The organism is Enterobacter sp. CP102, assembly GCF_025152625.1.
GTDB classification, from domain to species: domain Bacteria; phylum Pseudomonadota; class Gammaproteobacteria; order Enterobacterales; family Enterobacteriaceae; genus Enterobacter; species Enterobacter soli.
This window is the reverse complement of record NZ_CP104014.1, coordinates 4,623,405-4,650,273: the sequence shown is the minus strand read 5'-3', so window position 1 is coordinate 4,650,273 and position 26,869 is coordinate 4,623,405. Positions and strand designations below refer to the sequence as shown.

Genomic DNA, 26,869 nt, shown 5'->3' with positions numbered 1-26,869 from the left:
ACAACGACACGCGATTGATGAGGTAAGGTATGAGCTTTTTTCACGCCAACCAGCGGGAAGCCCTGAATCAGAGCCTGGCCGAAGTAAACGGCCAGATTAACGTCTCTTTTGAATTTTTCCCGCCGCGCACCAGTGAAATGGAGCAAACCCTGTGGAGCTCTATCGATCGCCTGAGCAGCCTGAAGCCGAAATTTGTCTCCGTGACCTACGGAGCAAACTCCGGTGAGCGTGACCGCACGCACAGCATTATCAAGGGCATTAAAGACAGAACCGGTCTGGAAGCGGCTCCGCACCTGACCTGCATCGATGCTACCCGCGATGAACTGCGCGCCATTGCCCAGGACTACTGGAACAACGGTATTCGTCATATCGTCGCCCTGCGCGGCGACCTGCCTCCGGGCAGCGGCAAACCTGAAATGTATGCGGCAGACCTGGTTACGCTGCTGAAAGAGGTGGCGGACTTTGATATCTCCGTTGCTGCGTACCCGGAAGTTCACCCGGAAGCGAAAAGCGCGCAGGCGGATTTGCTCAACCTGAAGCGTAAAGTGGATGCCGGGGCAAACCGCGCCATTACCCAGTTCTTCTTCGATGTAGAAAGCTACCTGCGTTTTCGTGACCGCTGCGTTTCTGCTGGCATCGACGTTGAAATCATCCCAGGCATTTTGCCGGTGTCTAACTTCAAACAGGCGAAAAAATTCGCTGATATGACCAACGTGCGCATTCCGCTTTGGATGTCTAAAATGTACGAAGGGCTGGACGATGACCCGGAAACACGCAAGCTGGTGGGCGCAAATATCGCGATGGACATGGTGAAGATCTTAAGTCGTGAAGGGGTGAAGGACTTCCACTTCTATACTCTGAACCGCGCGGAAATGAGTTACGCCATTTGCCACACGCTCGGTGTTCGACCTGGCGTGTAACAAAAAAAAGCCCTCTTCGGAGGGTTTTTTGATTTATAAGGGTTTTATTTTCCTGCCATTTCAGCAATGCTGCCTTTGACGTACAAAAGTCACATATTTTCCATGTGAAATTAAACGGAATTAACTATCGAATCTGTGGGTTATCCCAACTATACCTTATCAATAAGGGCATATATCGTAACGGTAACACTGTAAAGGGAGCACAACGATGAGCACGTCAGACGATACCAATAAAGCGGCATCAGCCGGTAAGTGTCCGTTCCATCAGGGCGGCGTTGATCTAAGCGCGGGTGCTGGCACCGGCAGTAAAGAGTGGTGGCCTAAGCAACTTCGCGTCGATCTTTTGAATCAACATTCCAGCCGTTCGAACCCACTGGGTGAAGACTTCGACTACCGCAAAGAATTCAGCAAACTCGATTACTCAGCCCTCAAGGGCGATCTCAAAGCACTCTTAACCGATTCTCAACCGTGGTGGCCTGCCGACTGGGGCAGCTATGCGGGCCTGTTTATTCGCATGGCCTGGCACGGTGCTGGTACTTATCGCTCCGTTGACGGACGCGGTGGTGCAGGACGCGGTCAACAGCGCTTTGCGCCGCTGAACTCCTGGCCAGATAACGTGAGCCTGGATAAAGCACGCCGCCTGTTGTGGCCTATCAAACAGAAATATGGGCAGAAAATTTCCTGGGCTGACCTGTTTATCCTGGCGGGTAACGTGGCGCTGGAAAACTCGGGCTTCCGTACCTTTGGCTTTGGTGCCGGGCGTGAAGACGTCTGGGAGCCAGATCTGGATGTTAACTGGGGCGATGAAAAAGCCTGGCTGACCCACCGCGATCCTGAAGCGCTGGCAAAACGTCCTTTGGCTGCCACTGAAATGGGCCTGATTTACGTCAACCCGGAAGGGCCAAATGCCAGCGGCGAACCGCTGTCAGCGGCTGCGGCTATTCGCGCAACCTTCGGCAACATGGGAATGGACGACGAAGAGACTGTCGCCCTGATTGCCGGCGGCCATACGCTGGGTAAAACACACGGTGCCGGCGAAGCAACGCACGTAGGCACTGACCCGGAAGCCTCACCGATTGAAGCACAGGGGCTGGGCTGGGCCAGTACGCACGGCACCGGGGTTGGCGCTGACGCCATCACCTCCGGCCTGGAAGTTATCTGGTCGCAAACTCCGACCCAGTGGAGCAATTACTTCTTCGAGAACCTGTTCAAATACGAGTGGGTTCAGACCCGCAGCCCGGCGGGGGCGATTCAGTTTGAAGCCGTTAACGCGCCAGACATCATGCCTGACCCGTTCGACCCGTCGAAAAAACGCAAGCCAACCATGCTGGTCACCGACCTGACCCTGCGTTTTGACCCGGAATTCGAGAAGATTTCGCGTCGCTTCCTCAACGATCCGCAGGCCTTCAATGAAGCCTTTGCGCGTGCGTGGTTCAAGCTGACCCACCGCGATATGGGGCCAAAAGCACGGTACATTGGCCCGGAAGTACCGAAAGAAGATCTGATTTGGCAGGATCCACTGCCGCAGGCGGTGTTCAATCCTTCCAAAGAAGACATTGAGAGCCTGAAAGCGGAAATCGCGGCATCAGGGCTGTCCATCAGTGAACTGGTTTCTGTTGCCTGGGCGTCTGCATCGACCTTCCGTGGTGGTGATAAGCGTGGCGGTGCCAACGGTGCACGTCTGGCGCTGGCACCACAGCGCGACTGGGATGTTAACGCCGCTGCTGTTCGTGCCCTGCCAGCGCTGGAAGCTATTCAGCGCACCACCAATAAAGCCTCACTGGCCGATATCATCGTGCTGGCGGGCGTGGTAGGTGTTGAGCAGGCGGCGAAAGCCGCAGGGGTTTACGTGACCGTTCCGTTTACGCCGGGCCGCGTTGATGCGCGTCAGGACCAGACGGATATCGAGATGTTTACCCTGCTTGAACCGATTGCTGACGGCTTCCGCAACTACCGTGCGCAGGTTGACGCTGCGACAACAGAATCGCTGCTGATTGATAAAGCCCAGCAGCTGACGCTGACCGCGCCTGAACTGACGGTGCTGGTGGGTGGCCTGCGTGTGTTGGGGGCTAACTTCGATGGCAGCAAAAACGGCGTGTTCACTGACCGCGAAGGTGTGCTGAGCAATGACTTCTTCGTGAATCTGCTGGATATGAATACCCAGTGGAAAGCGACGGATGAGTCAAATGAGCTGTTTGCCGGTAGCGATCGCACCAGCGGTGACGTGAAATACACCGCAACCCGCGCCGACCTGGTATTCGGTTCTAACGCTGTCCTGCGCGCACTGGCTGAAGTTTACGCCAGCAGCGATGCCAGCGAGAAGTTCGTTCGCGACTTCGTTGCGGCATGGGCGAAGGTGATGGATCTGGATCGGTTTGACCTGCAGTAACCCTTGTGCCGGATGGCGCTAACGCTTACCCGGCCTACGGGCAAAAAATCCCCGCTGATGCGGGGATTTTTATTCGTGCTATTTACTCCCACTCCTGCAGGAAACGCTGCCCATACTGGTCTGCAACCAGCAGCGCGGCGTAAACCTGATCCGGCGATACACCACCCGGCATGTTGTGAATGGTTTCACCTTCTGCACAGGCCGCCTCAGCGATCAGACGCATTTTCGCCGGAATATTCTCTTTGATATCCAGTTGCGCCAGGGTGATTGGCAGCCCTACGCTGTGGCAAAGTGCGGCAACGGTTTCTATCTCTTCAACCGGCGCGTTTTCCAGAACCAGCTGGGTGAGTGTACCGAACGCCACTTTTTCACCGTGATAGAAGTGGTGGGCTTCCGGCACTGCCGTCATCCCGTTATGAATGGCGTGTGCTGCTGCCAGGCCGCCGCTTTCAAAACCGACGCCGCTGAGATAGGTGTTGGCTTCGATGATGCGCTCCAGCGCAGGAGTCACAACGTGCTGATCCGCTGCCAGCATCGCTTTTTCACCCTCTTCAACCAGCGTGTTGTAGCACAGCTCCGCCAGCGCTAAAGCCGCCTGGGTACATTTGCCGCCCGCCATAGTGGTTGCACCGCTGCGGGAACAGGCGCGTGCTTCAAACCAGGTGGCCAGTGCATCGCCAATACCCGCTGCCAGCAGGCGCGCCGGTGCACCCGCCACCACTTTGGTGTCGACAATCACCATGTTCGGGTTGTGTGGCAGCATCAGGTAGCGATCGAACTCACCGCTGTCGGTATAAATAACGGAAAGGGCGCTGCAAGGGGCATCAGTGGAGGCAATGGTTGGGGCGATAGCAACCGGCACGTCCATAAAGTGAGCCAGCGCTTTAGCGGTATCCAGCGTTTTACCGCCGCCGATACCCAGTACCGCCATGCAGTCGGCGCTGTCGGCCAGCTTTTTGAGACGGTCGATTTCATTTTGCGAACATTCGCCGCCAAACGGTGCAATTTCGACGTGCAGTTCCGCTTTTTTGAAGCTTTCACGCAGGGTCTCTTCGGCAAAACCCAGCACAAATTTATCGCCAACCACCAGCCAGCGTTTTGCCAGCGGTTTCAGATAGTCGCCCAGACGGGTGAGAACATCAGCGCCCTGGATGTATTTCCCCGGCGATTGAATGATACGGTCCATAACATTTCTCCCTTAGAGGTTGAGGTTACCAAACGCGTTTTTCCAGTCTTGCTCGAACTTCTCTATGGCTGACTCTACCGCCGGAGTGCCGAGCATTTGTTGCGCTACATCTAAGGGAAGTGTGATTGCTTCACATCCGGCAAGCAGGCAGTCCAACGCCTGTCGTGGTGTTTTAAAGCTGGCGGCCAGCACCATGCTGTCTGGCGCGTGTAGCTCCAGCAGGGTCTGCAGCTCCTGGACCATGCGAATGCCGTCCCCGCCCTGTGCATCAACGCGGTTGACGTACGGCGCGACATATTTTGCCCCTGCGAGTGCGGCCAGTAAGCCCTGTGCGGCACTGTAAACAGCGGTACCCAGCGTGGTAATTCCCTCTTTTTTCAGCGCTTTGATCGCGATAAGTCCCTGAGCGGTAACCGGGATTTTCACCACGATGTCCGGTATGGCGTTACTCAGGCGTTTGGCCTCCGCCACCATGCCCTCTGCATCACGGCTCATGGTCTGGGCGAACAGCGTACCTTCCGGCCCAATAGCTTTTTGCAGACGTGGCAGCACGTCCCAGATGGATTCACGGCTGGCAGCCACAATACTTGGGTTGGTTGTCACACCCGCAATCGGGAAGATGCGTGCCAGGCGTTCAACTTCCGCCACGTTGGCGGTATCCAGATACAGTTCCATTATTTTTCCTTAAGTCAGAAAGGTTAAATAAAGGATAAGGCGGGGATGTCGACGGGCGATACAGGTCAAATTTGCCAAATACTGGACAAATGTAATGCACTTAGTGAAGTGAGATGGCGATCACAATGCTAGTTTTTGGCAGTCAGCTGGCTGTGATACTGACGGCGATATTCAGAGGGAGAGCGTTCGGTGTGTTTGCGAAAGAGGCGGCAGAAATAGTTGCTGTCGATAAATCCACAACTGGCTGCAATGTCTTTGATTTTGAGATCATATCCCTTGAGCAACTGACGTGCGTGCTCCAGGCGTGTTTGCGTCAGATATTCGTTGAACCCCACGTTGCCTGTTTTTTGAAAAAGATGAGAAAGGTAGTTTGGTGAAATATAAAACGCCTTCGCGACCGATTCACGGGTCAGTGCAGAGGCATGATGTTCTTCGATGTAGTGACGAATAGCTTCAAATAATGCACGGCTGCGGCTGGCCGTGTGAATATCGCTGCCCAGCAGATCGCGGCAGTGGCTGAGCAAACTTAATACCACCAGTCTGGCCGTTTCCTGATCATCTGGCTGCATTTGCAACTCAGCGAGCGTCTGCAAAAGGAATGCGCCCACCCGCGGCCCACGTCTTGCAATCTGTAGCTGTTGCAAAAGCGAGTTTTCGCGCTGGAGCTGAAGAGTCAGTTGCTGCTTGCCGAAGGTGATGGTGAGCGACATGGCGGGTTGAAGCGGAATATTTCCGGATGAAAAAAATAACGCCTCGCAGGCTGTATCAACGATAAGTATGAGACAAGGTGATGTACGGGGATTCGGTATAGTCGAAGTGGGGAAATGCACCTGACCCAGCGGTAATGTACCGTTAATCAGGTCAGTCAGGATCAGGCTAATGTCGTGGTGCATGGTGTGGATACCGAGATATTGCCGGGTGGCGCTGCGCTTACCCGGCCTACATATCGTAGGCCCGTGCAAGCGCAGCGCCGCCGGGTATCAAGCATTAGCCAGTGTTACGCATCCCTGCCGCAACGCCTGCAATGGTTACCATTAACGCCTGCTCAACGCGAGGATCAGGCTCTTTACCTTCCTCTTCGGCCTGGCGGGAACGGTGCAGCAGTTCAGCCTGGAGAACGTTCAGCGGGTCAGTGTAGATATTACGCAGCTGGATAGACTCGGCAATCCACGGCAGGTCTGCCATCAGGTGCGAATCGTTGGCGATATCCAGAACCACTTTGATGTCGCCTTCCAGTAGTTCACGAAGCTCTTTGCCCAGCGCCCACAGCTCAGGTTTCACCAGACGCTGATCGTAGTATTCCGCCAGCCACAGGTCGGCTTTAGAGAAGACCATTTCCAGCATCCCAAGACGCGTGGAGAAGAACGGCCAGTCGCGGCACATGGCTTCCAGCTCGCTCTGTTTACCATCTTCCACCACTTTTTGCAGTGCAGCGCCGGCACCCAGCCAGGCTGGCAGCATCAGACGGTTTTGCGTCCAGGCGAAGATCCACGGGATAGCACGCAGAGACTCTACGCCACCGGTCGGACGACGTTTGGCCGGGCGTGAACCCAGTGGCAGTTTACCCAGCTCCTGCTCAGGCGTCGCTGAACGGAAGTAAGGCACGAAGTCTTTGTTTTCACGAACGTAACCGCGGTACAGATCGCAGGAGATATCTGACAGCTCGTCCATGATATGACACCAGGACTCTTTCGGCTCTGGCGGTGGCAGCAGGTTGGCTTCCAGAATGGCGCTGGTATAGAGCGACAGGCTGCTGATGGTGACTTCCGGCAGACCGTACTTGAAGCGGATCATCTCGCCCTGTTCGGTGACACGCAGGCCACCCTTCAGGCTGCCCGGCGGTTGAGAAAGCAGTGCCGCATGAGCTGGCGCACCGCCACGGCCGATGGAACCACCACGACCGTGGAACAGGGTCAGTTCGATACCGGCTTTTTCGCAGGTCTTGATCAGTGCGTCTTGCGCCTGGTACTGAGCCCAGGATGCTGCCATCACGCCCGCGTCTTTTGCGGAGTCGGAATAGCCAATCATCACCATCTGTTTGCCCTGAATAAAGCCGCGATACCAGTCGATGTTCAGCAGTTGCGTCATCACATCGTTGGCGTTATTCAGGTCATCCAGGGTTTCAAACAGCGGTGCTACCGGCAGGGCGTAGTCGATACCGGCTTCTTTCAGCAGGAGGTGAACACCCAGCACATCGGACGGGGTTTTCGCCATCGAGATCACATAGGCCGCCACCGATCCTTTCGGTGCATCAACGATCGCTTTACAGGTGTTGAGCACTTCGCGGGTTTCGTTGCTGGGTTCCCAGTTGCGCGGCAACAGAGGACGTTTGGAATTCAGTTCGCGGATCAGGAAGGCTTGTTTGTCGGCTTCGGACCAGCTTTCGTAGTCGCCGATACCCAGGTAGCGGGTCAGTTCACCCAGCGCTTCGGTGTGACGGGTACTTTCCTGACGAACATCGATACGCACCAGCGGCACGCCGAAACACTTCACGCGGCGCAAGGTATCGAGCAATTCACCGTTGGCGATGATGCCCATACCGCACGCTTGCAGGGATTTATAACAGGCGTACAGCGGGTCCCAGAGCTGTTCGTTCTGGCTCAGCAGGCCTTCCGGCTTCGGCAGGCGCTGGCCTTTGAGGCGCGCTTCCAGCCAGGCCTGAGTTGCCATCAGCTGACCACGCAGCTTTTTCATCAGATAGCGATACGGCTCGCTGGCACCTTCTTCACCGGCCAGTTCGCGCAGTTCTGGTGTCGCTTCAACCATCGACAGCTCGGAGATCAGTACCTGAATATCTTTCAGGAACAGATCGGTCGCTTTCCAGCGGCTTAACAGCAACACGTGGCGGGTGATCTCTGCGGTCACGTTCGGGTTACCGTCGCGGTCGCCGCCCATCCAGGAGGTGAAACGCACCGGCACAAAATCCACCGGCAGGCGGTAGCCCAGGTTCTCTTCCAGCTGTTCGTTCAGCTCGCGCAGGTAGTTAGGAACACCTTCCCACAGGCTGTTTTCCACCACTGCAAAGCCCCATTTGGCCTCATCGACCGGGCTTGGGCGGTTCTTACGAATTTCGTCAGTGTGCCACGACTGGGCAATCAGCTGGCGCAGACGGCGCATCAGCTGGTTACGTTCGTAGTCAGCGATGTCTTTGTTATCCAGCTGCTTCAGGCAGTTGTTCACTTCCACCATTTTGTGGATAAGCGTACGACGGGTGATCTCGGTTGGGTGAGCGGTCAGTACCAGCTCCAGAGAGAGCGACTCCACCGCTTTTTTGATGGTCGCTTCGTTGAGGTCTGGCTGGTCTTTCAGTTTACGGAGTGTACGGGCAATAACTTCCGGGTTGCTGGCAGCTTCGCCCATTGGCGAAATGCTGTGGTATTGCTCAGCGGTGTTCGCCAGGTTCAGGAACTGGCTGAATGCGCGTGCAACAGGCAGCAGCTCATCGTTAGACAGGTTCTGCAAGGTGGTGAGCAGCTCCTGACGATTGGCCTCGTTACCTGCACGGGAAGATTTGGACAGCTTGCGGATGGTTTCAACGCGGTCGAGGATATTTTCCCCTAACGCATCTTTGATGGTATCTCCAAGCACTTTGCCGAGCATACTGACATTACTACGCAACGCGGAATATTGTTCGTTCATAAAAACCCAGTCACCCCATCATTTTTGTTTATGCCCAATCGAAAATCTTTTGGACAATATTTTGTCATCTCCCTTTATAAAGCCACGTAAAACCCCTGTCGTCAATTGCTGCGAAAACGGTTCAGCAAACGAATAAATGTGGGTAATTTACGAAATTTAATTCGCTTCGCGTCAGATAAGTGATGCTTATGGGAATGTGACGAAGATCGCGGGATTTTCCCCTCTCATTCGAGAGGGGAAAGGTCATTAATGCCAGCAGAAGTGATGCACAACCTGGGTAATCAGTTCGCGGGTAGGTTTGATAAAGCGGGTTTCCAGATACTCATCCGGCTGGTGGGCCTGGTTGATGGAGCCAGGGCCAAGAACCAGCGTTGGGCACAGGGTTTGAATAAACGGCGCTTCGGTACAGTAGTTCACCACGTCGGTTTTTTCGCCGAGCAGTTTTTCCACCACTTCGACCAGCTGGTGGTCCGGCGGGCACTCGTAACCCGGAATGGGTGGATGCAGATCGGAAACCGTCAGGCGGCCAGGCCAGCGTTCGCTCACCGGCGCCAGGGCTTCTGTCAGTAAACCATTCAGGTCGCTCAGCGTCATACCCGGCAGCGGGCGGATATCCATATGCAGTTCGCAACAGGCGCAGATGCGGTTGGAGGCATCCCCGCCGTGCAGGCTGCCGAGGTTCAGCGTCGGATATGGCACGGTGAACGCGTCGTAGTGGTAACGCTCTTTCAGGTCATCGCGCAGGGTCATGATACGGCCGATGGCGTCATGCATCAGCTCAATGGCGTTCACGCCGCGCGCCGGATCGCTGGAGTGGCCGGACTGGCCCAGTACGCGTACCGCCGTGGAAATATGACCTTTATGCGCGCGAATGGGTTGCAGAGACGTTGGCTCGCCGATGATGGCGCAATCCGGGCGAATAGAGGTGTTTTCAGAGAAATAACGTGCGCCCGCCATGCTGGTTTCTTCATCGGCGGTCGCCAGGATATAGAGCGGTTTTTTCAGTTTTGTCACGTCCACGTCACGCAGCGCGTCGAGGATAAAAGCGAAGAAACCTTTCATGTCGGCAGTGCCCAGACCGTAGAGCTTGTTGTCGTGTTCGGTCAGGGTGAACGGGTCGCGCGTCCAGCGGCCGTCGTCAAACGGAACGGTGTCGGTATGGCCCGCCAGTAGCAGCCCACCCGCGCCGTGTCCGGTGCTGGCCAGCAGGTTAAATTTATGACGTGTTCCGGGGACAGGCTGAACCTCAACGTTAAACCCAAGATCGCTAAACCAACCCGCCAGCAGATTGATTAAAGACTCATTGCTCTGATCCAGCGCTTCTTCGGTTGCACTGATGGACGGTGTGGCGATCAGGGCGCGGTAAATCTCGATAAATGGCGGTAAGTTCATTTTCATTGTTGACACACCTTAGGTCGTGATAGTATCAATATTCATGCAATAAATGTGAATAAAAATACATTAACGTTGAGCATAAAGGAACCCGATGTTGAATACGCTGATTGTAGGCGCTAGCGGTTATGCGGGCGCAGAGCTTGTAAGCTACGTGAATCGCCATCCACATATGACCATAACCGCTTTGACCGTGTCAGCGCAAAGCAATGATGCAGGAAAGTTAATTTCCGATTTACATCCGCAGCTTAAAGGCATTGTCGATATGCCTTTACAGCCGATGTCTGACATCAGCGAGTTCACCGACGGCGTCGACGTGGTGTTTTTAGCCACGGCGCACGAAGTCAGCCACGACCTGGCGCCGCAATTCCTGGCGGCCGGTTGTGTGGTGTTCGACCTCTCCGGCGCGTTCCGTGTTAACGATGGCGCGTTCTACGAAAAATATTACGGTTTCACCCATCAGCACCCGGATCTGCTTGAAAAAGCGGTCTATGGCCTGGCGGAGTGGAGCGCAGACAAACTGAAAGAAGCAGATTTGATTGCCGTGCCGGGTTGCTACCCAACGGCGGCGCAGCTTTCGCTGAAGCCCTTGATCGACGCAGGTCTGCTGGATCTGAACCAGTGGCCGGTGATCAACGCCACCAGTGGCGTGAGCGGTGCAGGACGCAAGGCGGCAATTTCCAATAGCTTCTGCGAAGTGAGCCTCCAGCCGTACGGTGTGTTTAATCACCGTCATCATCCTGAAATCACCACCCATCTGGGCGCGGATGTCATTTTTACCCCGCACCTGGGCAGCTTCCCGCGTGGGATCCTCGAAACCATTACCTGCCGCCTGAAACCGGGTGTGACCAAAGAACAGGTGGGCGAGGTCTTTACTCAGGCATACGCTGACAAACCGCTGGTGCGCCTGTATGAAAAAGGCGTGCCGGCGCTGAAAAACGTGGTCGGTCTGCCGTTCTGCGACATCGGCTTTGCCGTGCAGGGCGAACACCTGATTGTGGTCGCCGCAGAAGATAACTTACTCAAAGGCGCTGCCGCACAGGCAATGCAGTGTGCAAACATTCGTTTTGGCTTCGCTGAAACGCAGTCTCTTATTTAAGGTGTGATGATGAACCCATTAATTATCAAGCTCGGTGGTGTACTGCTGGACAGCGAAGAAGCGCTGGAGCGTCTTTTTACCGCACTGGTTAACTATCGTGAATCACACCAACGTCCGCTGGTGATTGTCCACGGCGGCGGCTGCGTGGTAGATGAGCTGATGAAAGGGCTCAACCTGCCGGTGAAAAAGAAGAACGGCCTGCGCGTCACGCCTGCCGATCAGATTGACATCATTACCGGTGCGCTGGCAGGTACGGCGAACAAAACGCTACTGGCATGGGCGAAGAAACACCATATCGCCTCCGTTGGCCTCTATCTGGGCGATGGCGACAGCGTAAAAGTGACCCAGCTCGACGAAGAACTCGGCCACGTTGGACTGGCACAGCCGGGTTCGCCTAAGCTGATTAATACGCTGCTGGAAGGGGGTTTCCTGCCGGTAGTGAGCTCTATCGGTGTGACCGAAGAGGGCGAGCTGATGAACGTCAACGCTGACCAGGCGGCGACGGCACTGGCGGCAACGCTGGGTGCGAACCTGATCCTGCTCTCCGACGTGAGCGGTATTCTGGACGGTAAAGGCCAGCGTATTGCGGAAATGACGGCGGCGAAAGCCGAACAGCTGATTGCGCAGGGCATTATTACCGACGGCATGATCGTGAAAGTGAACGCCGCGCTGGATGCTGCCCGCACGCTCGGTCGCCCGGTGGATATCGCCTCCTGGCGCCACGCGGAGCAACTCCCGGCGCTGTTTAACGGCACGCCGATTGGCACGCGTATTCTGGCGTAATCGATTTATTGTTTTGTAGGCCCGGTAAGCGCAGCGCCACCGGGCAATGAAAATCAAAGATATTAAGGAAGCATGTTATGGCACTTTGGGGTGGGCGTTTTACACAGGCAGCGGATCAACGGTTCAAACAGTTTAACGACTCTTTGCGCTTCGACTACCGCCTGGCCGAACAAGATATCGTCGGCTCTGTGGCCTGGTCCAAAGCACTGGTTACCGTAGGCGTGCTGACCGCAGATGAGCAACAGCAGCTGGAAGAAGCGCTGAATAACCTGCTGGAAGAGGTGCGTCTGGACCCGCAGCAGATCCTGAAAAGCGATGCCGAAGATATCCATAGCTGGGTGGAAGGTAAGCTTATCGATAAAGTTGGTCAACTGGGTAAAAAGCTGCACACCGGCCGTAGCCGTAACGACCAGGTCGCCACCGATCTGAAGCTGTGGTGCAAAGACACCGTAGTGGAACTGCTGGCGGCAAACCGTCAGTTACAGGCTGCACTGGTGGAAACCGCGCAGAACAACCAGGATGCGGTCATGCCGGGTTACACCCACCTGCAACGTGCCCAGCCAGTGACGTTTGCGCACTGGTCCCTGGCCTATGTAGAAATGCTGGCACGTGATGAAAGCCGTCTTCAGGATACCCTGAAACGTCTGGACGTGAGCCCGCTGGGCAGTGGTGCGCTGGCGGGTACAGCGTATGAAATCGACCGTGAACAGCTGGCAGGCTGGCTGGGCTTTGCTTCTGCCACCCGTAACAGCCTGGACAGCGTCTCTGACCGCGATCACGTGCTGGAGCTGCTCTCCAATGCCTCTATCGGCATGGTTCACCTGTCGCGTTTCGCAGAAGATCTGATCTTCTTCAACTCCGGTGAAGCTGGCTTTGTTGAGCTGTCTGACCGTGTGACTTCTGGCTCTTCCCTGATGCCACAGAAGAAAAACCCGGATGCGCTGGAGCTTATCCGCGGTAAGTGTGGTCGTGTGCAGGGTGCGCTGACCGGCATGATGATGACCCTGAAAGGGCTGCCGCTGGCGTATAACAAAGATATGCAGGAAGACAAAGAAGGGCTCTTCGACGCGCTCGACACCTGGCTGGACTGCCTGCATATGGGCGCACTGGTGCTGGATGGTATTCAGGTGAAACGCCCGCGTTGCCAGGAAGCTGCACAGCAGGGTTACGCTAACTCCACCGAACTGGCGGACTACCTGGTAGCGAAAGGTGTTCCGTTCCGTGAAGCGCACCATATTGTGGGTGAGGCGGTAGTGGAGGCGATTCGTCAGGGTAAACCGCTGGAAGATCTGACGCTTACCGACCTGCAAAAATTCAGCGCGGTTATCGGGGATGATGTCTATCCGATTCTGGCGTTGCAGTCTTGCCTGGATAAGCGTGCGGCGAAAGGCGGCGTGTCGCCTAAGCAGGTCGCACAGGCGATTGCTGATGCGAAAAACCGGTTGGTTTGATTTGGTTTGAACAGTGCGGGCTGGTGCCCTCACCCCTGCCCTCTCCCACGGGGAGAGGGAGCAAACAATAAAAATGGCAACTTCGGTTGCCATTTTGCTTTTATCCCCGGGCTTTTTTACGCAAAAAAAAGCGGACCACGGGGTCCGCAAAAGTTCACGTTGGCTTTAGTTGTTCGAGTTTTGAGAGAAACTCGCTGACGGTGCGGGGACGTCAAGGGTCAAACACGTGCCGCCTCGTCTATGTGGCGTATTATTCAACAGAATGCTTGATAGGGATAATCGTTCGTTGCTATGCTATCTATCGCCATGAACTATCGTGGCGACGGAGGATGAATAATGAATATTCGTGATCTTGAATACCTGGTAGCGTTAGCCGAGCACCGTCACTTTCGCCGCGCGGCAGATTCCTGCCACGTCAGCCAGCCCACGCTGAGCGGTCAGATCCGCAAGCTGGAGGATGAGCTGGGCGTCATGCTGCTGGAGCGCACCAGTCGTAAGGTTCTGTTCACACAGGCAGGTCTTCTGCTGGTGGATCAGGCGCGCACCGTGCTGCGCGAGGTCAAAGTGCTCAAGGAAATGGCAAGCCAGCAGGGGGAGGCGATGTCCGGCCCGCTGCATATTGGCCTGATCCCAACCGTTGGCCCGTACCTGTTGCCGCACATCATTCCGATGCTGCACCAGACGTTCCCGAAACTCGAAATGTATCTGCATGAAGCGCAAACGCATCAGTTGCTGGCGCAGCTGGACAGCGGCAAGCTCGACTGCGCTATTCTGGCGCTGGTAAAAGAGAGTGAAGCCTTTATAGAAGTGCCGCTGTTCGATGAGCCGATGATGCTGGCGATCTATGAAGATCACCCGTGGGCGAACCGCGATCGCGTGCCGATGGCCGATCTGGCCGGTGAAAAGCTGCTGATGCTGGAAGATGGACACTGCCTGCGCGATCAGGCGATGGGCTTCTGCTTCGAAGCGGGTGCGGATGAAGATACTCATTTCCGCGCAACCAGTCTGGAAACGCTGCGCAATATGGTGGCGGCGGGAAGTGGTATCACACTGCTGCCTGCGCTGGCTGTTCCGCGCGAGCGTAAACGTGATGGTGTGGTCTATCTGCCGTGCATTAAACCAGAGCCGCGTCGTACGATTGGCCTGGTTTATCGTCCGGGGTCGCCGCTGCGCAGCCGCTATGAGCAGCTGGCTGAGGCCATCCGTGGTTCTATGGATGGCCATTTTGACAGCGCGTTAAAACAGACGGTTCAGACCGTTTAGTGCTGCTACCCGATAGGCTTCCGCCATGGTCGGGTAGTTAAAGGTGGTGTTAACGAAGTACTCGATGGTGTTACCACCACCTTTTTGCTCCATTATCGCCTGGCCGATATGAATGATCTCCGCCGCGCGTTCACCAAAGCAGTGAATACCGAGGATCTCTTTCGTCTCTCGATGGAACAAAATCTTCAGTGTTCCCACACTCATCCCCACGATTTGCGCGCGCGCCAGATGTTTAAACTGCGCACGACCCACCTCGTAAGGCACTTTCATGGCCGTCAGTTGCTGTTCGGTTTTCCCGACTGAGCTAATTTCCGGGATGGTGTAAATCCCTGTTGGAATATCTTCAATCAGGTGCGCCGTTGCTTCGCCTTTCACCAGCGCCTGAGCCGCAATGCGCCCCTGGTCGTAGGCCGCTGACGCGAGACTTGGATAACCAATCACGTCACCCACCGCGTAAACGTGCGGCAGCGCAGTCTGGTACATGCTGTTGACCTTCAGCTGGCCACGGCTGTCGGTTTCAAGCCCGATGTTTTCCAGCGCCAGCGAATCGGTGTTACCGGTACGGCCGTTGGCATACAGCAGGCAGTCGGCTTTCAGCTTCTTGCCGGATTTCAGATGCATGATCACACCGTCATCGCAGCCTTCGATTTTCTCGTACTCTTCGTTGTGGCGAATCACCACACCGCTGTTCCAGAAGTGGTACGAGAGGGAATCCGACATCTCCTGGTCGAGGAAGGCCAGCAGGCGATCGCGGGTGTTGATCAGGTCAACTTTGACCTCCATACCCCGGAAGATCGACGCATATTCGCAGCCAATCACCCCTGCGCCATAGATAATCACATGGCGTGGTTCGTGGTGCAGGCTGAGAATGGAGTCGCTGTCGTAGATGCGTGGGTGTGAGAAGTCGACATCGGCCGGATGGTACGGGCGCGAACCGCAGGCAATCACAAATTTTTCAGCGGTGATGGTTTCAACCGAACCGTCGTGGCATTCGAGCGCCAGGGTGTGCTCATCGACAAAATGCGCGTTGCCCTGCAAAATTTCGCAGTGGTTACGCTCATAAAACCCCTGACGCATACGTGTCTGCTGGTTAATGACGGTATCCGCATGATTCAGGATGTCGGCAAAGGAAGAACGAAGAAGTCGGGAGTGATCGCTGTAAAGAGGGTTCTGGTTAAATTCAATAATACGGCTAACGGCATGGCGGAGGGCTTTGGAAGGGATGGTGCCCCAGTGGGTGCAACCGCCGCCAACATTATGGTAGCGCTCTATGACCGCTACTCTGGCTCCCTGTTTCACCAGCCCCATAGCAGCGCCTTCGCCGCCGGGGCCGGAACCAATAACTATTGCGTCGTAATCGTAGGTGTGTGGCATGGCAAGGCTTACCTGTTCTTATACATAAAAGCAACAGAATCATAACATCATTGCCAGAGTAACCCAATTATCGTTGTGCTTTTTTCGGGCAGTGGAGCACAAACCGCGCGTAAACAATCATTCACAAAGCCAGGCAAACAGATTAATTTTATTCTCTGGTATAGTGCCATCAGGCCTTTGGAAGGATTCAACTATCGTGATGGGCGTAAGAGCACAACAAAAAGAGAAAACCCGGCGTTCGCTGGTGGAAGCCGCATTCAGTCAACTGAGTGCTGAGCGAAGTTTTGCCAGTTTGAGCCTGCGCGAAGTCGCACGCGAGGCCGGGATTGCGCCAACGTCCTTCTATCGTCATTTCCGTGATGTGGATGAACTGGGCCTGACCATGGTCGATGAGAGTGGTCTGATGCTGCGCCAGCTGATGCGCCAGGCACGTCAGCGTATCGCAAAAGGCGGCAGCGTGATCCGCACGTCCGTATCGACCTTTATGGAATTTATCGGCAATAACCCCAACGCGTTTCGCCTGCTGTTGCGTGAACGTTCCGGGACATCGGCCGCATTTCGTGCTGCGGTCGCGCGTGAAATTCAGCATTTCATCGCGGAACTTGCCGACTATCTTGAACTCGAAAACCATATGCCGCGTGCATTCACTGAAGCGCAGGCCGAGGCGATGGTGACAATTGTCTTCAGTGCGGGTGCCGAAGCACTGGATGTCAGCATTGAACAACGCAAGCAGCTCGAAGAGCGACTGGTATTGCAGCTGCGCATGATTTCGAAAGGTGCGTACTACTGGTATCGCCGTGAACAAGAGAAGTTGGCACATCAAACCGATGAGTGAAGGGTGAGTAATGAAACAGTCAGGTCAGGATAAAGGTACGTTGTTGCTGGCATTGATCGCTGGCTTATCAATTAATGGCACGTTTTCGGCTGTTTTCAGCTCTATCGTACCATTCTCAATTTTCCCGCTAATTGCACTGGTGCTGACGGTGTACTGTCTGCATCAACGCTATCTGAACCGCACGATGCCTGTGGGGTTGCCGGGTCTTGCCGCTGCCTGCTTTATTTTAGGCGTGTTGTTGTATAGCACTGTGGTACGCGCAGAGTACCCGGATATCGGCTCAAACTTCCTGCCGGCGGTGCTGTCTGTGGCGCTGGTATTCTGGATTGGCTCGCGGATGCGTCACCGCAAGAGCCAGTTGCCGTAGTAGGGAAGCGTTTTGTAGTCTTGTAGGGCAGGTAAGCGAAGCGCCACCTGCCAAAAATGCCGGATGGCGCTACGCTTATCCGGCCTATCGATCACCGGGCGGTAAGTAAAACACCGCACTCCATGTGGTGCGTATACGGGAACTGATCGAACAGCGCCAGGCGTTCAACCTTGTGCGTCTGGCTTAATGTTTCAAGGTTCTTGCACAGGGTTTCCGGGTTGCAGGAGATATACAAAATGCGCGGGTACGCCTGCACCATCTTTTCGGTTTCGCTGTCCAGGCCACTGCGCGGCGGGTCGACAAAAATCGTCTCACACTGGTAGCTTTTCAGATCGATCCCTTCCAGGCGGTTAAACTGGCGTACGCCGTTCATCGCCTGCGTGAACTCTTCTGCCGCCATACGAATGATCTGCACGTTGTCGATATGGTTAGCGGCAATGTTGTACTGCGCGGCGGCAACCGACGGCTTGGCGATTTCCGTTGCCAGCACGCGATCGAAGTTACGCGCCAGCGCCAGCGAGAAGTTGCCGTTACCGCAGTACAGTTCCAGCAGATCGCCCTTAGACCCTTCCGTCGCTTTCAGCGCCCATTCCAGCATCTGCACGTTCATTGCGGCGTTCGGCTGGGTGAAGCTGTTCTCGACCTGACGATACACCATCTCCTTACCCGCTACCGGCAGGCGCTCGTCGATGTAGTCCTGGTCGAGCATGATTTTAGTTTTGGTCGCGCGGCCAATCAGGTGAACGTTGATGTTCTGCGCGCGCAGCGCATCGCGCAGGGCTTCTGCCTGCTCGCGCCACTCGTCGTTCAGTGCTTTGTGATACAGCAGGGAGACAATCGCCTGGTTGCTTTGCGTGGTCAGGTAGTCAATCTGGAACAGCTTGTTGCGAAGCACCGGGTTGCTGCGCACGCCATCCATAATGAGGGTCATCAGCTGGTTAATCAGCTCGCTTGCCGCCGGAAAACTGTCTACACGGATACGGGATTTTGTCTGCTGATCAAAAATGATGTGGTACAGGTCGTCCCCATCATGCCAGATGCGGAACTCCGCACGCATACGGTAGTGGCTGACTGGCGAGCGGAACACCTCGGGAACGGGCGCGTTGAAAGGCGTCATCATACTTTGCAGGCGGACAACTTTCTCTGCCAGCTGCGCGTCATACTGTTCTGTCGGGAGGTGTTCGGGGGTCATGATGCGTCCTGAGTGATAAAGAATTACGCGGGGATTGTAGGCATTGTTCAGGGGATGTCCAGATTTAATGGCTAATAGCTATCTGGACATCTATACGTGTCTAATTGTAGCATTCTGTTTCCGGTCTCCTGAGAGTGAAAAGGGAATCCAGTGTAAATCTGGAGCTGACGCGCAGCGGTAAAGACTGGCGGGATGAAAGTTGTAGACACTGTGAGAACGGGAAGTCTTCATCCATTAAACGCCACCTAGCCCGAAGACCTGCCGGGATCACGTCGCATTTGGTTTCATCATCGCGTGCTATAGATGAGGCCTGCGGCATCCTTCTTATATTGTGGATGCTTTTACAATGATTAAAAAAGTATCGCTGTTGACGGCGCTTTCCGTCACGGCATTTTCGGGCTGGGCGCAGGATAGCGCAGACTCGTTGGTGGTGACTGCAAACCGTTTTGAGCAACCGGCAAAAACCGTTCTGGCTCCGACATCTGTTGTGACGCGTGAAGATATTGAACGCTGGCAGGCAAAAAGTGTTGTGGAAATCATGTCACGTTTGCCAGGCGTGGACATCGCGCAAAGCGGTGGTATGGGCGCGACCTCTTCTACCTTTATTCGTGGTACTGAATCTCGCCACGTGCTGGTCCTGATTGACGGTATTCCGCTAAACAATGCTGGTATCAGCAACGTTCCTGACCTCAGCCAGATCCCGACTTCCCTGATTCAGCGTATTGAATACATTCGTGGCCCACGTTCGGCGCTGTATGGCTCCGACGCGATTGGCGGTGTAATCAACATCATCACCGGGCGCGATAAGCCGGGCGCGGAAATCTCCGCGAGTGTGGGCTCTAAGGGCTATCAATCCTACGATGGCTCCTTCCAGCAGGTGCTGGATAAAACCAAAATCACCATGGCGGGTAACTATACCTATACCCGCGGTTTTGATATCGGTGCAAAAGATGCTCCGCGCCAGCCGGATCGTGACGGCTTTATGAGTAAGTCATTGTACGGCTCTGTGGAGCAGCAAATTACCGACAGCGTAAGCGGTTTCTTCCGTGGTTTTGGTTATGACAACCGTACGGCGTATGACGGCTACGATCACTACGACGCAAACTTTATGGTTGACGGTCGCCCGGATACCCGCCAACTCTACAGCCAAAACTGGGATACTGGCCTGCGCTATAACCAGGGGATTTTCCAGTCGCAGCTGGTGGCAGGTTACGGCCGCAGTAAAGATCAGAACTATGACCCGAAAAAAGGGCGTTACGCTGATTCCGCAACCATGGACGACGTGAAGCAGTACACGACGCAGTGGCTGAACACCGTTGAAGTGGGTCACGGGAATATCGGCGCGGGTCTGGACTGGCAGAAGCAGAAAACCCAGGCGGGCACGGGCTATCTGGATAAAGGCTACGAGCAGCGCAATACCGGCGTGTTCTTGTCTGCGATGCAGCAGTTCAATAGCGTGACGCTTGAAGCCGCAGCACGTAATGATGATAACTCCAACTTTGGCAACCACGGAACATGGCAAACCAGCGCTGCGTGGGAGTTTGTGGATGGTTATCGCGTGATTGCCTCTTACGGCACAGCATTTAAAGCACCGACCATGAGTCAGATCCACAGTGCTTCTTACGGAAATCCGGACCTTAAACCGGAGGAGAGTAAGCAGTGGGAAGGTGGCTTTGAAGGCCTGACGGGGCCGGTAAACTGGCGCGTTACCGGTTATCGTAATGACATTGATAATCTGATTAGCAGCGATCCGCATACGTATCGTTACTACAACGTTGACGAAGCGCGCATTAAAGGTGTGGAAGCCACGGCGCAGTTCGACACCGGCCCGGTAGGTCATCAGATTTCTTACGATTATGTTGATCCGCGTAATGCGAAAACCAACGAAGTACTGGCTCGCCGCTCTAAGCAGCAGGTTAAGTATCAGCTGGACTGGCAGGTGTGGGACCTCGACTGGAACGTTGCGTACCGTTATCTGGGAACCCGCTATGACGTTGCTATCGATCCAAATACCTATGCGTCAGAACGTGTGAAAATGGGCGGTGTAAGTCTGTGGGATGTCGCAGTTTCATATCCTGTCACCTCTCACCTTACAGTTCGTGGTAAAATAGCCAACCTGTTCGATAAAGATTACGAGACAGTTTATGGCTACCAAACTGCAGGACGGGAATACACCTTGTCTGGCAGCTACACCTTCTGATCCGCGTCCCACCGTGCTGGTGTTTGATTCCGGCGTCGGTGGGCTTTCGGTCTATGATGAGATTCGGCATCTCCTGCCGAATCTCCATTACATCTATGCTTTCGATAACGTCGCTTTCCCTTATGGTGAAAAGAGCGAAGAGTTCATTGTTGAGCGTGTCCTTGAAATCGTGACTGCCGTGCAAAAGCGCTATCCTCTGGCGCTGGCCGTGATCGCCTGCAATACGGCGAGTACGGTATCCCTTCCCGCATTACGCGAAAAATTCCCGTTCCCGGTTGTGGGCGTAGTGCCTGCGATTAAACCGGCCGCTCGTCTGACGGCGAATGGGATTGTCGGGTTGCTGGCTACGCGCGGCACGGTGAAGCGTCCTTATACACGTGAGCTGATCGACCGCTTTGCTAATGAATGCCAGATTGCGATGCTCGGCTCTGCGGAGCTTGTCGAAATGGCGGAAGCGAAGTTGCATGGACACGAGGTTCCGCTGGAAGAGCTACGCCGCATTTTGCGTCCGTGGCTGCGGCTGCCGGAGCCACCGGACACCGTTGTTCTGGGATGCACTCATTTCCCTCTTTTACAGGAAGAGCTTCTGGCAGTTCTGCCAGAGGGGACCCGGCTGGTGGATTCCGGTGCGGCAATCGCGCGTCGTACCGCCTGGCTGCTTGAACATGAAGCGCCAGATGCAAAATCTACCGATGCCAATATCGCTTTTTGTATGGCAATAACAAAAGAGACTGAACAACTTTTACCCGTTTTACATCGTTACGGCTTTGAAACGCTCGAAAAACTAGCGTTGTAGCACGGTTTTGAGCAAAAAAGAGACGGTTGAAAGTTTTTTTCAAAAGAGGGGTTGTCAACGTCTGAGAACTCCCTATAATGCGCCTCCACTGACACGGAACAACGGCTTACAAGCCGCCGGGTTAGCGGGGTTCAGAGATGAACGCCAGCAGAGAAAAGTGAAAATAAACGCTTGACTCTGAATGAGGAAAACGTAATATACGGGACCTCGCAACGGTGAGCTGAAAGCCGCGTTGCACTGCTCTTTAACAATTTATCAGACAATCTGTGTGGGCACTCAAAGTGACATGGATTCTTAACGTCCCCGGACGATAAATGAATACCAAGTCTCAACGAGTGAACACGTAATTCATTACGAAGTTTAATTCATTGAGCATCAAACTTTTAAATTGAAGAGTTTGATCATGGCTCAGATTGAACGCTGGCGGCAGGCCTAACACATGCAAGTCGAGCGGTAACACAGGGAGCTTGCTCCTGGGTGACGAGCGGCGGACGGGTGAGTAATGTCTGGGAAACTGCCTGATGGAGGGGGATAACTACTGGAAACGGTAGCTAATACCGCATAATGTCGCAAGACCAAAGAGGGGGACCTTCGGGCCTCTTGCCATCAGATGTGCCCAGATGGGATTAGCTAGTAGGTGGGGTAATGGCTCACCTAGGCGACGATCCCTAGCTGGTCTGAGAGGATGACCAGCCACACTGGAACTGAGACACGGTCCAGACTCCTACGGGAGGCAGCAGTGGGGAATATTGCACAATGGGCGCAAGCCTGATGCAGCCATGCCGCGTGTATGAAGAAGGCCTTCGGGTTGTAAAGTACTTTCAGCGAGGAGGAAGGCATTAAGGTTAATAACCTTGGTGATTGACGTTACTCGCAGAAGAAGCACCGGCTAACTCCGTGCCAGCAGCCGCGGTAATACGGAGGGTGCAAGCGTTAATCGGAATTACTGGGCGTAAAGCGCACGCAGGCGGTCTGTCAAGTCGGATGTGAAATCCCCGGGCTCAACCTGGGAACTGCATTCGAAACTGGCAGGCTAGAGTCTTGTAGAGGGGGGTAGAATTCCAGGTGTAGCGGTGAAATGCGTAGAGATCTGGAGGAATACCGGTGGCGAAGGCGGCCCCCTGGACAAAGACTGACGCTCAGGTGCGAAAGCGTGGGGAGCAAACAGGATTAGATACCCTGGTAGTCCACGCCGTAAACGATGTCGATTTGGAGGTTGTTCCCTTGAGGAGTGGCTTCCGGAGCTAACGCGTTAAATCGACCGCCTGGGGAGTACGGCCGCAAGGTTAAAACTCAAATGAATTGACGGGGGCCCGCACAAGCGGTGGAGCATGTGGTTTAATTCGATGCAACGCGAAGAACCTTACCTACTCTTGACATCCAGAGAACTTTCCAGAGATGGATTGGTGCCTTCGGGAACTCTGAGACAGGTGCTGCATGGCTGTCGTCAGCTCGTGTTGTGAAATGTTGGGTTAAGTCCCGCAACGAGCGCAACCCTTATCCTTTGTTGCCAGCGGTCCGGCCGGGAACTCAAAGGAGACTGCCAGTGATAAACTGGAGGAAGGTGGGGATGACGTCAAGTCATCATGGCCCTTACGAGTAGGGCTACACACGTGCTACAATGGCATATACAAAGAGAAGCGACCTCGCGAGAGCAAGCGGACCTCATAAAGTATGTCGTAGTCCGGATTGGAGTCTGCAACTCGACTCCATGAAGTCGGAATCGCTAGTAATCGTAGATCAGAATGCTACGGTGAATACGTTCCCGGGCCTTGTACACACCGCCCGTCACACCATGGGAGTGGGTTGCAAAAGAAGTAGGTAGCTTAACCTTCGGGAGGGCGCTTACCACTTTGTGATTCATGACTGGGGTGAAGTCGTAACAAGGTAACCGTAGGGGAACCTGCGGTTGGATCACCTCCTTACCTTAAAGAACCTGCCTTTGTAGTGCTCACACAGATTGTCTGATGAAAAATAGCAGTAAAAATCTCTGCAGGCTTGTAGCTCAGGTGGTTAGAGCGCACCCCTGATAAGGGTGAGGTCGGTGGTTCAAGTCCACTCAGGCCTACCAAAATCCTTATGTTAAAGGATGAGCGGTACAGAGATTAGCATTTTGCGATGGGGTTATAGCTCAGCTGGGAGAGCGCCTGCCTTGCACGCAGGAGGTCTGCGGTTCGATCCCGCATAGCTCCACCATCTTTACTGCGAAAACAAGAAAACTTCAGAGTGTACCTGAAAAGGTTCACTGCGAAGTTTTGCTCTTTAAAAATCTGGATCAAGCTGAAAATTGAAACGACACATCTTAAATGGTGTGTTCGAGTCTCTCAAATTTTCGCAATTTGATGATGAATCGAAAGAAACATCTTCGGGTTGTGAGGTTAAGCGACTAAGCGTACACGGTGGATGCCCTGGCAGTCAGAGGCGATGAAGGACGTGCTAATCTGCGAAAAGCGCCGGCGAGGTGATATGAACCTTTGACCCGGCGATGTCCGAATGGGGAAACCCAGTGTGTTCCGACACACTATCGTTAACTGAATACATAGGTTAACGAGGCGAACCGGGGGAACTGAAACATCTAAGTACCCCGAGGAAAAGAAATCAACCGAGATTCCCCCAGTAGCGGCGAGCGAACGGGGAGCAGCCCAGAGTCTGAATCAGCTTGTGTGTTAGTGGAACGGTCTGGAAAGTCCGGCGATACAGGGTGATAGCCCCGTACACGAAAGCACACTTGCTGTGAACTCGAAGAGTAGGGCGGGACACGTGGTATCCTGTCTGAATATGGGGGGACCATCCTCCAAGGCTAAATACTCCTGACTGACCGATAGTGAACCAGTACCGTGAGGGAAAGGCGAAAAGAACCCCGGCGAGGGGAGTGAAAAAGAACCTGAAACCGTGTACGTACAAGCAGTGGGAGCACCTTCGTGGTGTGACTGCGTACCTTTTGTATAATGGGTCAGCGACTTATATTCTGTAGCAAGGTTAACCGTATAGGGGAGCCGAAGGGAAACCGAGTCTTAACTGGGCGTTAAGTTGCAGGGTATAGACCCGAAACCCGGTGATCTAGCCATGGGCAGGTTGAAGGTTGGGTAACACTAACTGGAGGACCGAACCGACTAATGTTGAAAAATTAGCGGATGACTTGTGGCTGGGGGTGAAAGGCCAATCAAACCGGGAGATAGCTGGTTCTCCCCGAAAGCTATTTAGGTAGCGCCTCGTGAACTCATCTTCGGGGGTAGAGCACTGTTTCGGCTAGGGGGCCATCCCGGCTTACCAACCCGATGCAAACTACGAATACCGAAGAATGTTATCACGGGAGACACACGGCGGGTGCTAACGTCCGTCGTGAAGAGGGAAACAACCCAGACCGCCAGCTAAGGTCCCAAAGTCATGGTTAAGTGGGAAACGATGTGGGAAGGCACAGACAGCCAGGATGTTGGCTTAGAAGCAGCCATCATTTAAAGAAAGCGTAATAGCTCACTGGTCGAGTCGGCCTGCGCGGAAGATGTAACGGGGCTAAACCATGCACCGAAGCTGCGGCAGCGACACTATGTGTTGTTGGGTAGGGGAGCGTTCTGTAAGCCGTTGAAGGTGGCCTGTGAGGGTTGCTGGAGGTATCAGAAGTGCGAATGCTGACATAAGTAACGATAATGCGGGTGAAAAGCCCGCACGCCGGAAGACCAAGGGTTCCTGTCCAACGTTAATCGGGGCAGGGTGAGTCGACCCCTAAGGCGAGGCCGAAAGGCGTAGTCGATGGGAAACAGGTTAATATTCCTGTACTTGGTGTTACTGCGAAGGGGGGACGGAGAAGGCTATGTTAGCCGGGCGACGGTTGTCCCGGTTTAAGCATGTAGGCGGAGAGTTTAGGTAAATCCGGACTCTTTTTAACGCTGAGGTGTGATGACGAGGCACTACGGTGCTGAAGTAACAAATGCCCTGCTTCCAGGAAAAGCCTCTAAGCATCAGGTAACATCAAATCGTACCCCAAACCGACACAGGTGGTCAGGTAGAGAATACCAAGGCGCTTGAGAGAACTCGGGTGAAGGAACTAGGCAAAATGGTGCCGTAACTTCGGGAGAAGGCACGCTGATATGTAGGTGAAGCCCCTGCGGGTGGAGCTGAAATCAGTCGAAGATACCAGCTGGCTGCAACTGTTTATTAAAAACACAGCACTGTGCAAACACGAAAGTGGACGTATACGGTGTGACGCCTGCCCGGTGCCGGAAGGTTAATTGATGGGGTTAGCGGCAACGCGAAGCTCTTGATCGAAGCCCCGGTAAACGGCGGCCGTAACTATAACGGTCCTAAGGTAGCGAAATTCCTTGTCGGGTAAGTTCCGACCTGCACGAATGGCGTAATGATGGCCAGGCTGTCTCCACCCGAGACTCAGTGAAATTGAACTCGCTGTGAAGATGCAGTGTACCCGCGGCAAGACGGAAAGACCCCGTGAACCTTTACTATAGCTTGACACTGAACACTGGTCCTTGATGTGTAGGATAGGTGGGAGGCTTTGAAGTGTGGACGCCAGTCTGCATGGAGCCATCCTTGAAATACCACCCTTTAATGGCTGGTGTTCTAACGTAGACCCGTAATCCGGGTTGCGGACAGTGTCTGGTGGGTAGTTTGACTGGGGCGGTCTCCTCCCAAAGAGTAACGGAGGAGCACGAAGGTTAGCTAATCCTGGTCGGACATCAGGAGGTTAGTGCAATGGCATAAGCTAGCTTGACTGCGAGAGTGACGGCTCGAGCAGGTGCGAAAGCAGGTCATAGTGATCCGGTGGTTCTGAATGGAAGGGCCATCGCTCAACGGATAAAAGGTACTCCGGGGATAACAGGCTGATACCGCCCAAGAGTTCATATCGACGGCGGTGTTTGGCACCTCGATGTCGGCTCATCACATCCTGGGGCTGAAGTAGGTCCCAAGGGTACGGCTGTTCGCCGTTTAAAGTGGTACGCGAGCTGGGTTTAGAACGTCGTGAGACAGTTCGGTCCCTATCTGCCGTGGGCGCTGGAGAATTGAGGGGGGCTGCTCCTAGTACGAGAGGACCGGAGTGGACGCATCACTGGTGTTCGGGTTGTCATGCCAATGGCATTGCCCGGTAGCTAAATGCGGAAAAGATAAGTGCTGAAAGCATCTAAGCACGAAACTTGCCCCGAGATGAGTTCTCCCTGACCCTTTAAGGGTCCTGAAGGAACGTTGAAGACGACGACGTTGATAGGTCGGGTGTGTAAGCGTAGCGATACGTTGAGCTAACCGATACTAATGAACCGTGAGGCTTAACCTTACAACGCCGAAGCTGTTTCGGCGGACG

General features: G+C 54.5%; 17 protein-coding genes, 2 tRNA genes, 2 rRNA genes and 1 riboswitch. Of the genes, 14 read left to right on the top strand and 7 right to left on the bottom strand.

Annotated elements, in window-relative coordinates; translation table 11 throughout:
- Positions 1–29: 29 nt before the first annotated feature.
- Together metF and katG are read left to right on the top strand one after the other, a co-directional pair.
- Positions 30–920, top strand: coding sequence for a methylenetetrahydrofolate reductase (gene metF, locus N1249_RS21960; protein ID WP_014072337.1), 891 nt, complete (start codon positions 30–32; stop codon positions 918–920).
- Between the two features lie 208 nt (positions 921–1,128).
- The gene (katG, locus tag N1249_RS21955; RefSeq protein ID WP_259833410.1) at positions 1,129–3,309 is read left to right on the top strand and encodes a catalase/peroxidase HPI; all 2,181 of its coding nucleotides are present in this window, start codon (positions 1,129–1,131) and stop codon (positions 3,307–3,309) included.
- Positions 3,310–3,391: 82 nt separating this feature from the next.
- Here katG and N1249_RS21950 read toward each other — a convergent pair whose 3' ends face one another.
- The 5 genes from N1249_RS21950 to argE all read right to left on the bottom strand — a co-directional run bounded on the left by N1249_RS21950 (position 3,392) and on the right by argE (position 10,207).
- Complete coding sequence (locus N1249_RS21950) at positions 3,392–4,495, bottom strand: glycerol dehydrogenase (protein ID WP_259833409.1); 1,104 nt, start codon at positions 4,493–4,495, stop codon at positions 3,392–3,394.
- Between the two features lie 12 nt (positions 4,496–4,507).
- On the bottom strand, positions 4,508–5,170 hold the full coding sequence (gene fsa, locus N1249_RS21945; protein WP_259833408.1) for a fructose-6-phosphate aldolase: 663 nt from the start codon (positions 5,168–5,170) through the stop codon (positions 4,508–4,510).
- A gap of 128 nt (positions 5,171–5,298) precedes the next feature.
- Complete coding sequence (locus N1249_RS21940) at positions 5,299–6,063, bottom strand: helix-turn-helix transcriptional regulator (RefSeq protein ID WP_259833407.1); 765 nt, start codon at positions 6,061–6,063, stop codon at positions 5,299–5,301.
- A gap of 94 nt (positions 6,064–6,157) precedes the next feature.
- Entirely contained in the window at positions 6,158–8,809 is a 2,652-nt protein-coding gene (ppc, locus tag N1249_RS21935) for a phosphoenolpyruvate carboxylase (protein WP_259833405.1), read from the bottom strand.
- 246 nt (positions 8,810–9,055) lie between these two features.
- On the bottom strand, positions 9,056–10,207 hold the full coding sequence (argE, locus tag N1249_RS21930) for an acetylornithine deacetylase (protein ID WP_259833403.1): 1,152 nt from the start codon (positions 10,205–10,207) through the stop codon (positions 9,056–9,058).
- 88 nt (positions 10,208–10,295) lie between these two features.
- Here argE and argC point away from each other — a divergent pair, with 88 nt between their 5' ends.
- From argC to oxyR, 4 genes are all read left to right on the top strand, one after another.
- Positions 10,296–11,300 (top strand): N-acetyl-gamma-glutamyl-phosphate reductase, encoded by a 1,005-nt coding sequence (argC, locus tag N1249_RS21925; protein ID WP_259833401.1) that lies wholly within the window; start codon positions 10,296–10,298, stop codon positions 11,298–11,300.
- A gap of 6 nt (positions 11,301–11,306) precedes the next feature.
- Complete coding sequence (argB, locus tag N1249_RS21920; protein ID WP_259833399.1) at positions 11,307–12,083, top strand: acetylglutamate kinase; 777 nt, start codon at positions 11,307–11,309, stop codon at positions 12,081–12,083.
- 77 nt (positions 12,084–12,160) lie between these two features.
- The gene (gene argH / locus N1249_RS21915; RefSeq protein ID WP_217188654.1) at positions 12,161–13,534 is read left to right on the top strand and encodes an argininosuccinate lyase; all 1,374 of its coding nucleotides are present in this window, start codon (positions 12,161–12,163) and stop codon (positions 13,532–13,534) included.
- A 336-nt stretch (positions 13,535–13,870) separates the two neighbouring features.
- On the top strand, positions 13,871–14,797 hold the full coding sequence (gene oxyR / locus N1249_RS21910; protein ID WP_014072321.1) for a DNA-binding transcriptional regulator OxyR: 927 nt from the start codon (positions 13,871–13,873) through the stop codon (positions 14,795–14,797).
- Here the strand turns inward: oxyR and sthA are convergent.
- Positions 14,771–16,171: a Si-specific NAD(P)(+) transhydrogenase gene (gene sthA, locus N1249_RS21905; RefSeq protein WP_014072320.1), complete on the bottom strand. Its 1,401-nt coding sequence runs from the start codon at positions 16,169–16,171 to the stop codon at positions 14,771–14,773. The two genes, oxyR and sthA, sit on opposite strands and share 27 nt — an antisense overlap.
- A 196-nt stretch (positions 16,172–16,367) precedes the next feature.
- On the opposite strand from sthA, the gene fabR reads away from it, so the two are divergent.
- Positions 16,368–17,006, top strand: coding sequence for an HTH-type transcriptional repressor FabR (fabR, locus tag N1249_RS21900; RefSeq protein ID WP_259833396.1), 639 nt, complete (start codon positions 16,368–16,370; stop codon positions 17,004–17,006).
- A gap of 10 nt (positions 17,007–17,016) precedes the next feature.
- Positions 17,017–17,373 (top strand): YijD family membrane protein, encoded by a 357-nt coding sequence (locus tag N1249_RS21895; protein WP_259833394.1) that lies wholly within the window; start codon positions 17,017–17,019, stop codon positions 17,371–17,373.
- Between the two features lie 91 nt (positions 17,374–17,464).
- Here the strand turns inward: N1249_RS21895 and trmA are convergent, their stop codons facing one another.
- Positions 17,465–18,565: a tRNA (uridine(54)-C5)-methyltransferase TrmA gene (trmA, locus tag N1249_RS21890; RefSeq protein ID WP_259833392.1), complete on the bottom strand. Its 1,101-nt coding sequence runs from the start codon at positions 18,563–18,565 to the stop codon at positions 17,465–17,467.
- Positions 18,566–18,669: 104 nt separating this feature from the next.
- Positions 18,670–18,846: riboswitch (cobalamin riboswitch) on the top strand.
- A 65-nt stretch (positions 18,847–18,911) separates the two neighbouring features.
- On the opposite strand from trmA, the gene btuB reads away from it, so the two are divergent.
- The 6 genes from btuB (at position 18,912) to N1249_RS21860 (ending at position 26,842) form a co-directional block, all read left to right on the top strand.
- Positions 18,912–20,765 carry a TonB-dependent vitamin B12 receptor BtuB gene (gene btuB, locus N1249_RS21885; protein WP_259833390.1) on the top strand — a complete coding sequence of 618 codons (1,854 nt, stop codon included), beginning with the start codon at positions 18,912–18,914 and terminating at the stop codon, positions 20,763–20,765.
- Positions 20,710–21,561 (top strand): glutamate racemase, encoded by an 852-nt coding sequence (gene murI, locus N1249_RS21880; protein WP_259833389.1) that lies wholly within the window; start codon positions 20,710–20,712, stop codon positions 21,559–21,561. Before btuB ends, murI begins: the two co-directional genes overlap by 56 nt.
- A 385-nt stretch (positions 21,562–21,946) precedes the next feature.
- Positions 21,947–23,486, top strand: a 16S ribosomal RNA gene (locus tag N1249_RS21875).
- Positions 23,487–23,555: 69 nt separating this feature from the next.
- A tRNA-Ile gene (locus N1249_RS21870) sits at positions 23,556–23,632 on the top strand.
- Between the two features lie 49 nt (positions 23,633–23,681).
- Positions 23,682–23,757: transfer RNA gene (locus N1249_RS21865), tRNA-Ala, on the top strand.
- Positions 23,758–23,937: 180 nt separating this feature from the next.
- A 23S ribosomal RNA gene (locus tag N1249_RS21860) occupies positions 23,938–26,842 on the top strand.
- Together the 16S and 23S rRNA genes with 2 tRNA genes alongside form the textbook arrangement of a ribosomal RNA operon.
- Positions 26,843–26,869: the final 27 nt, after the last annotated feature.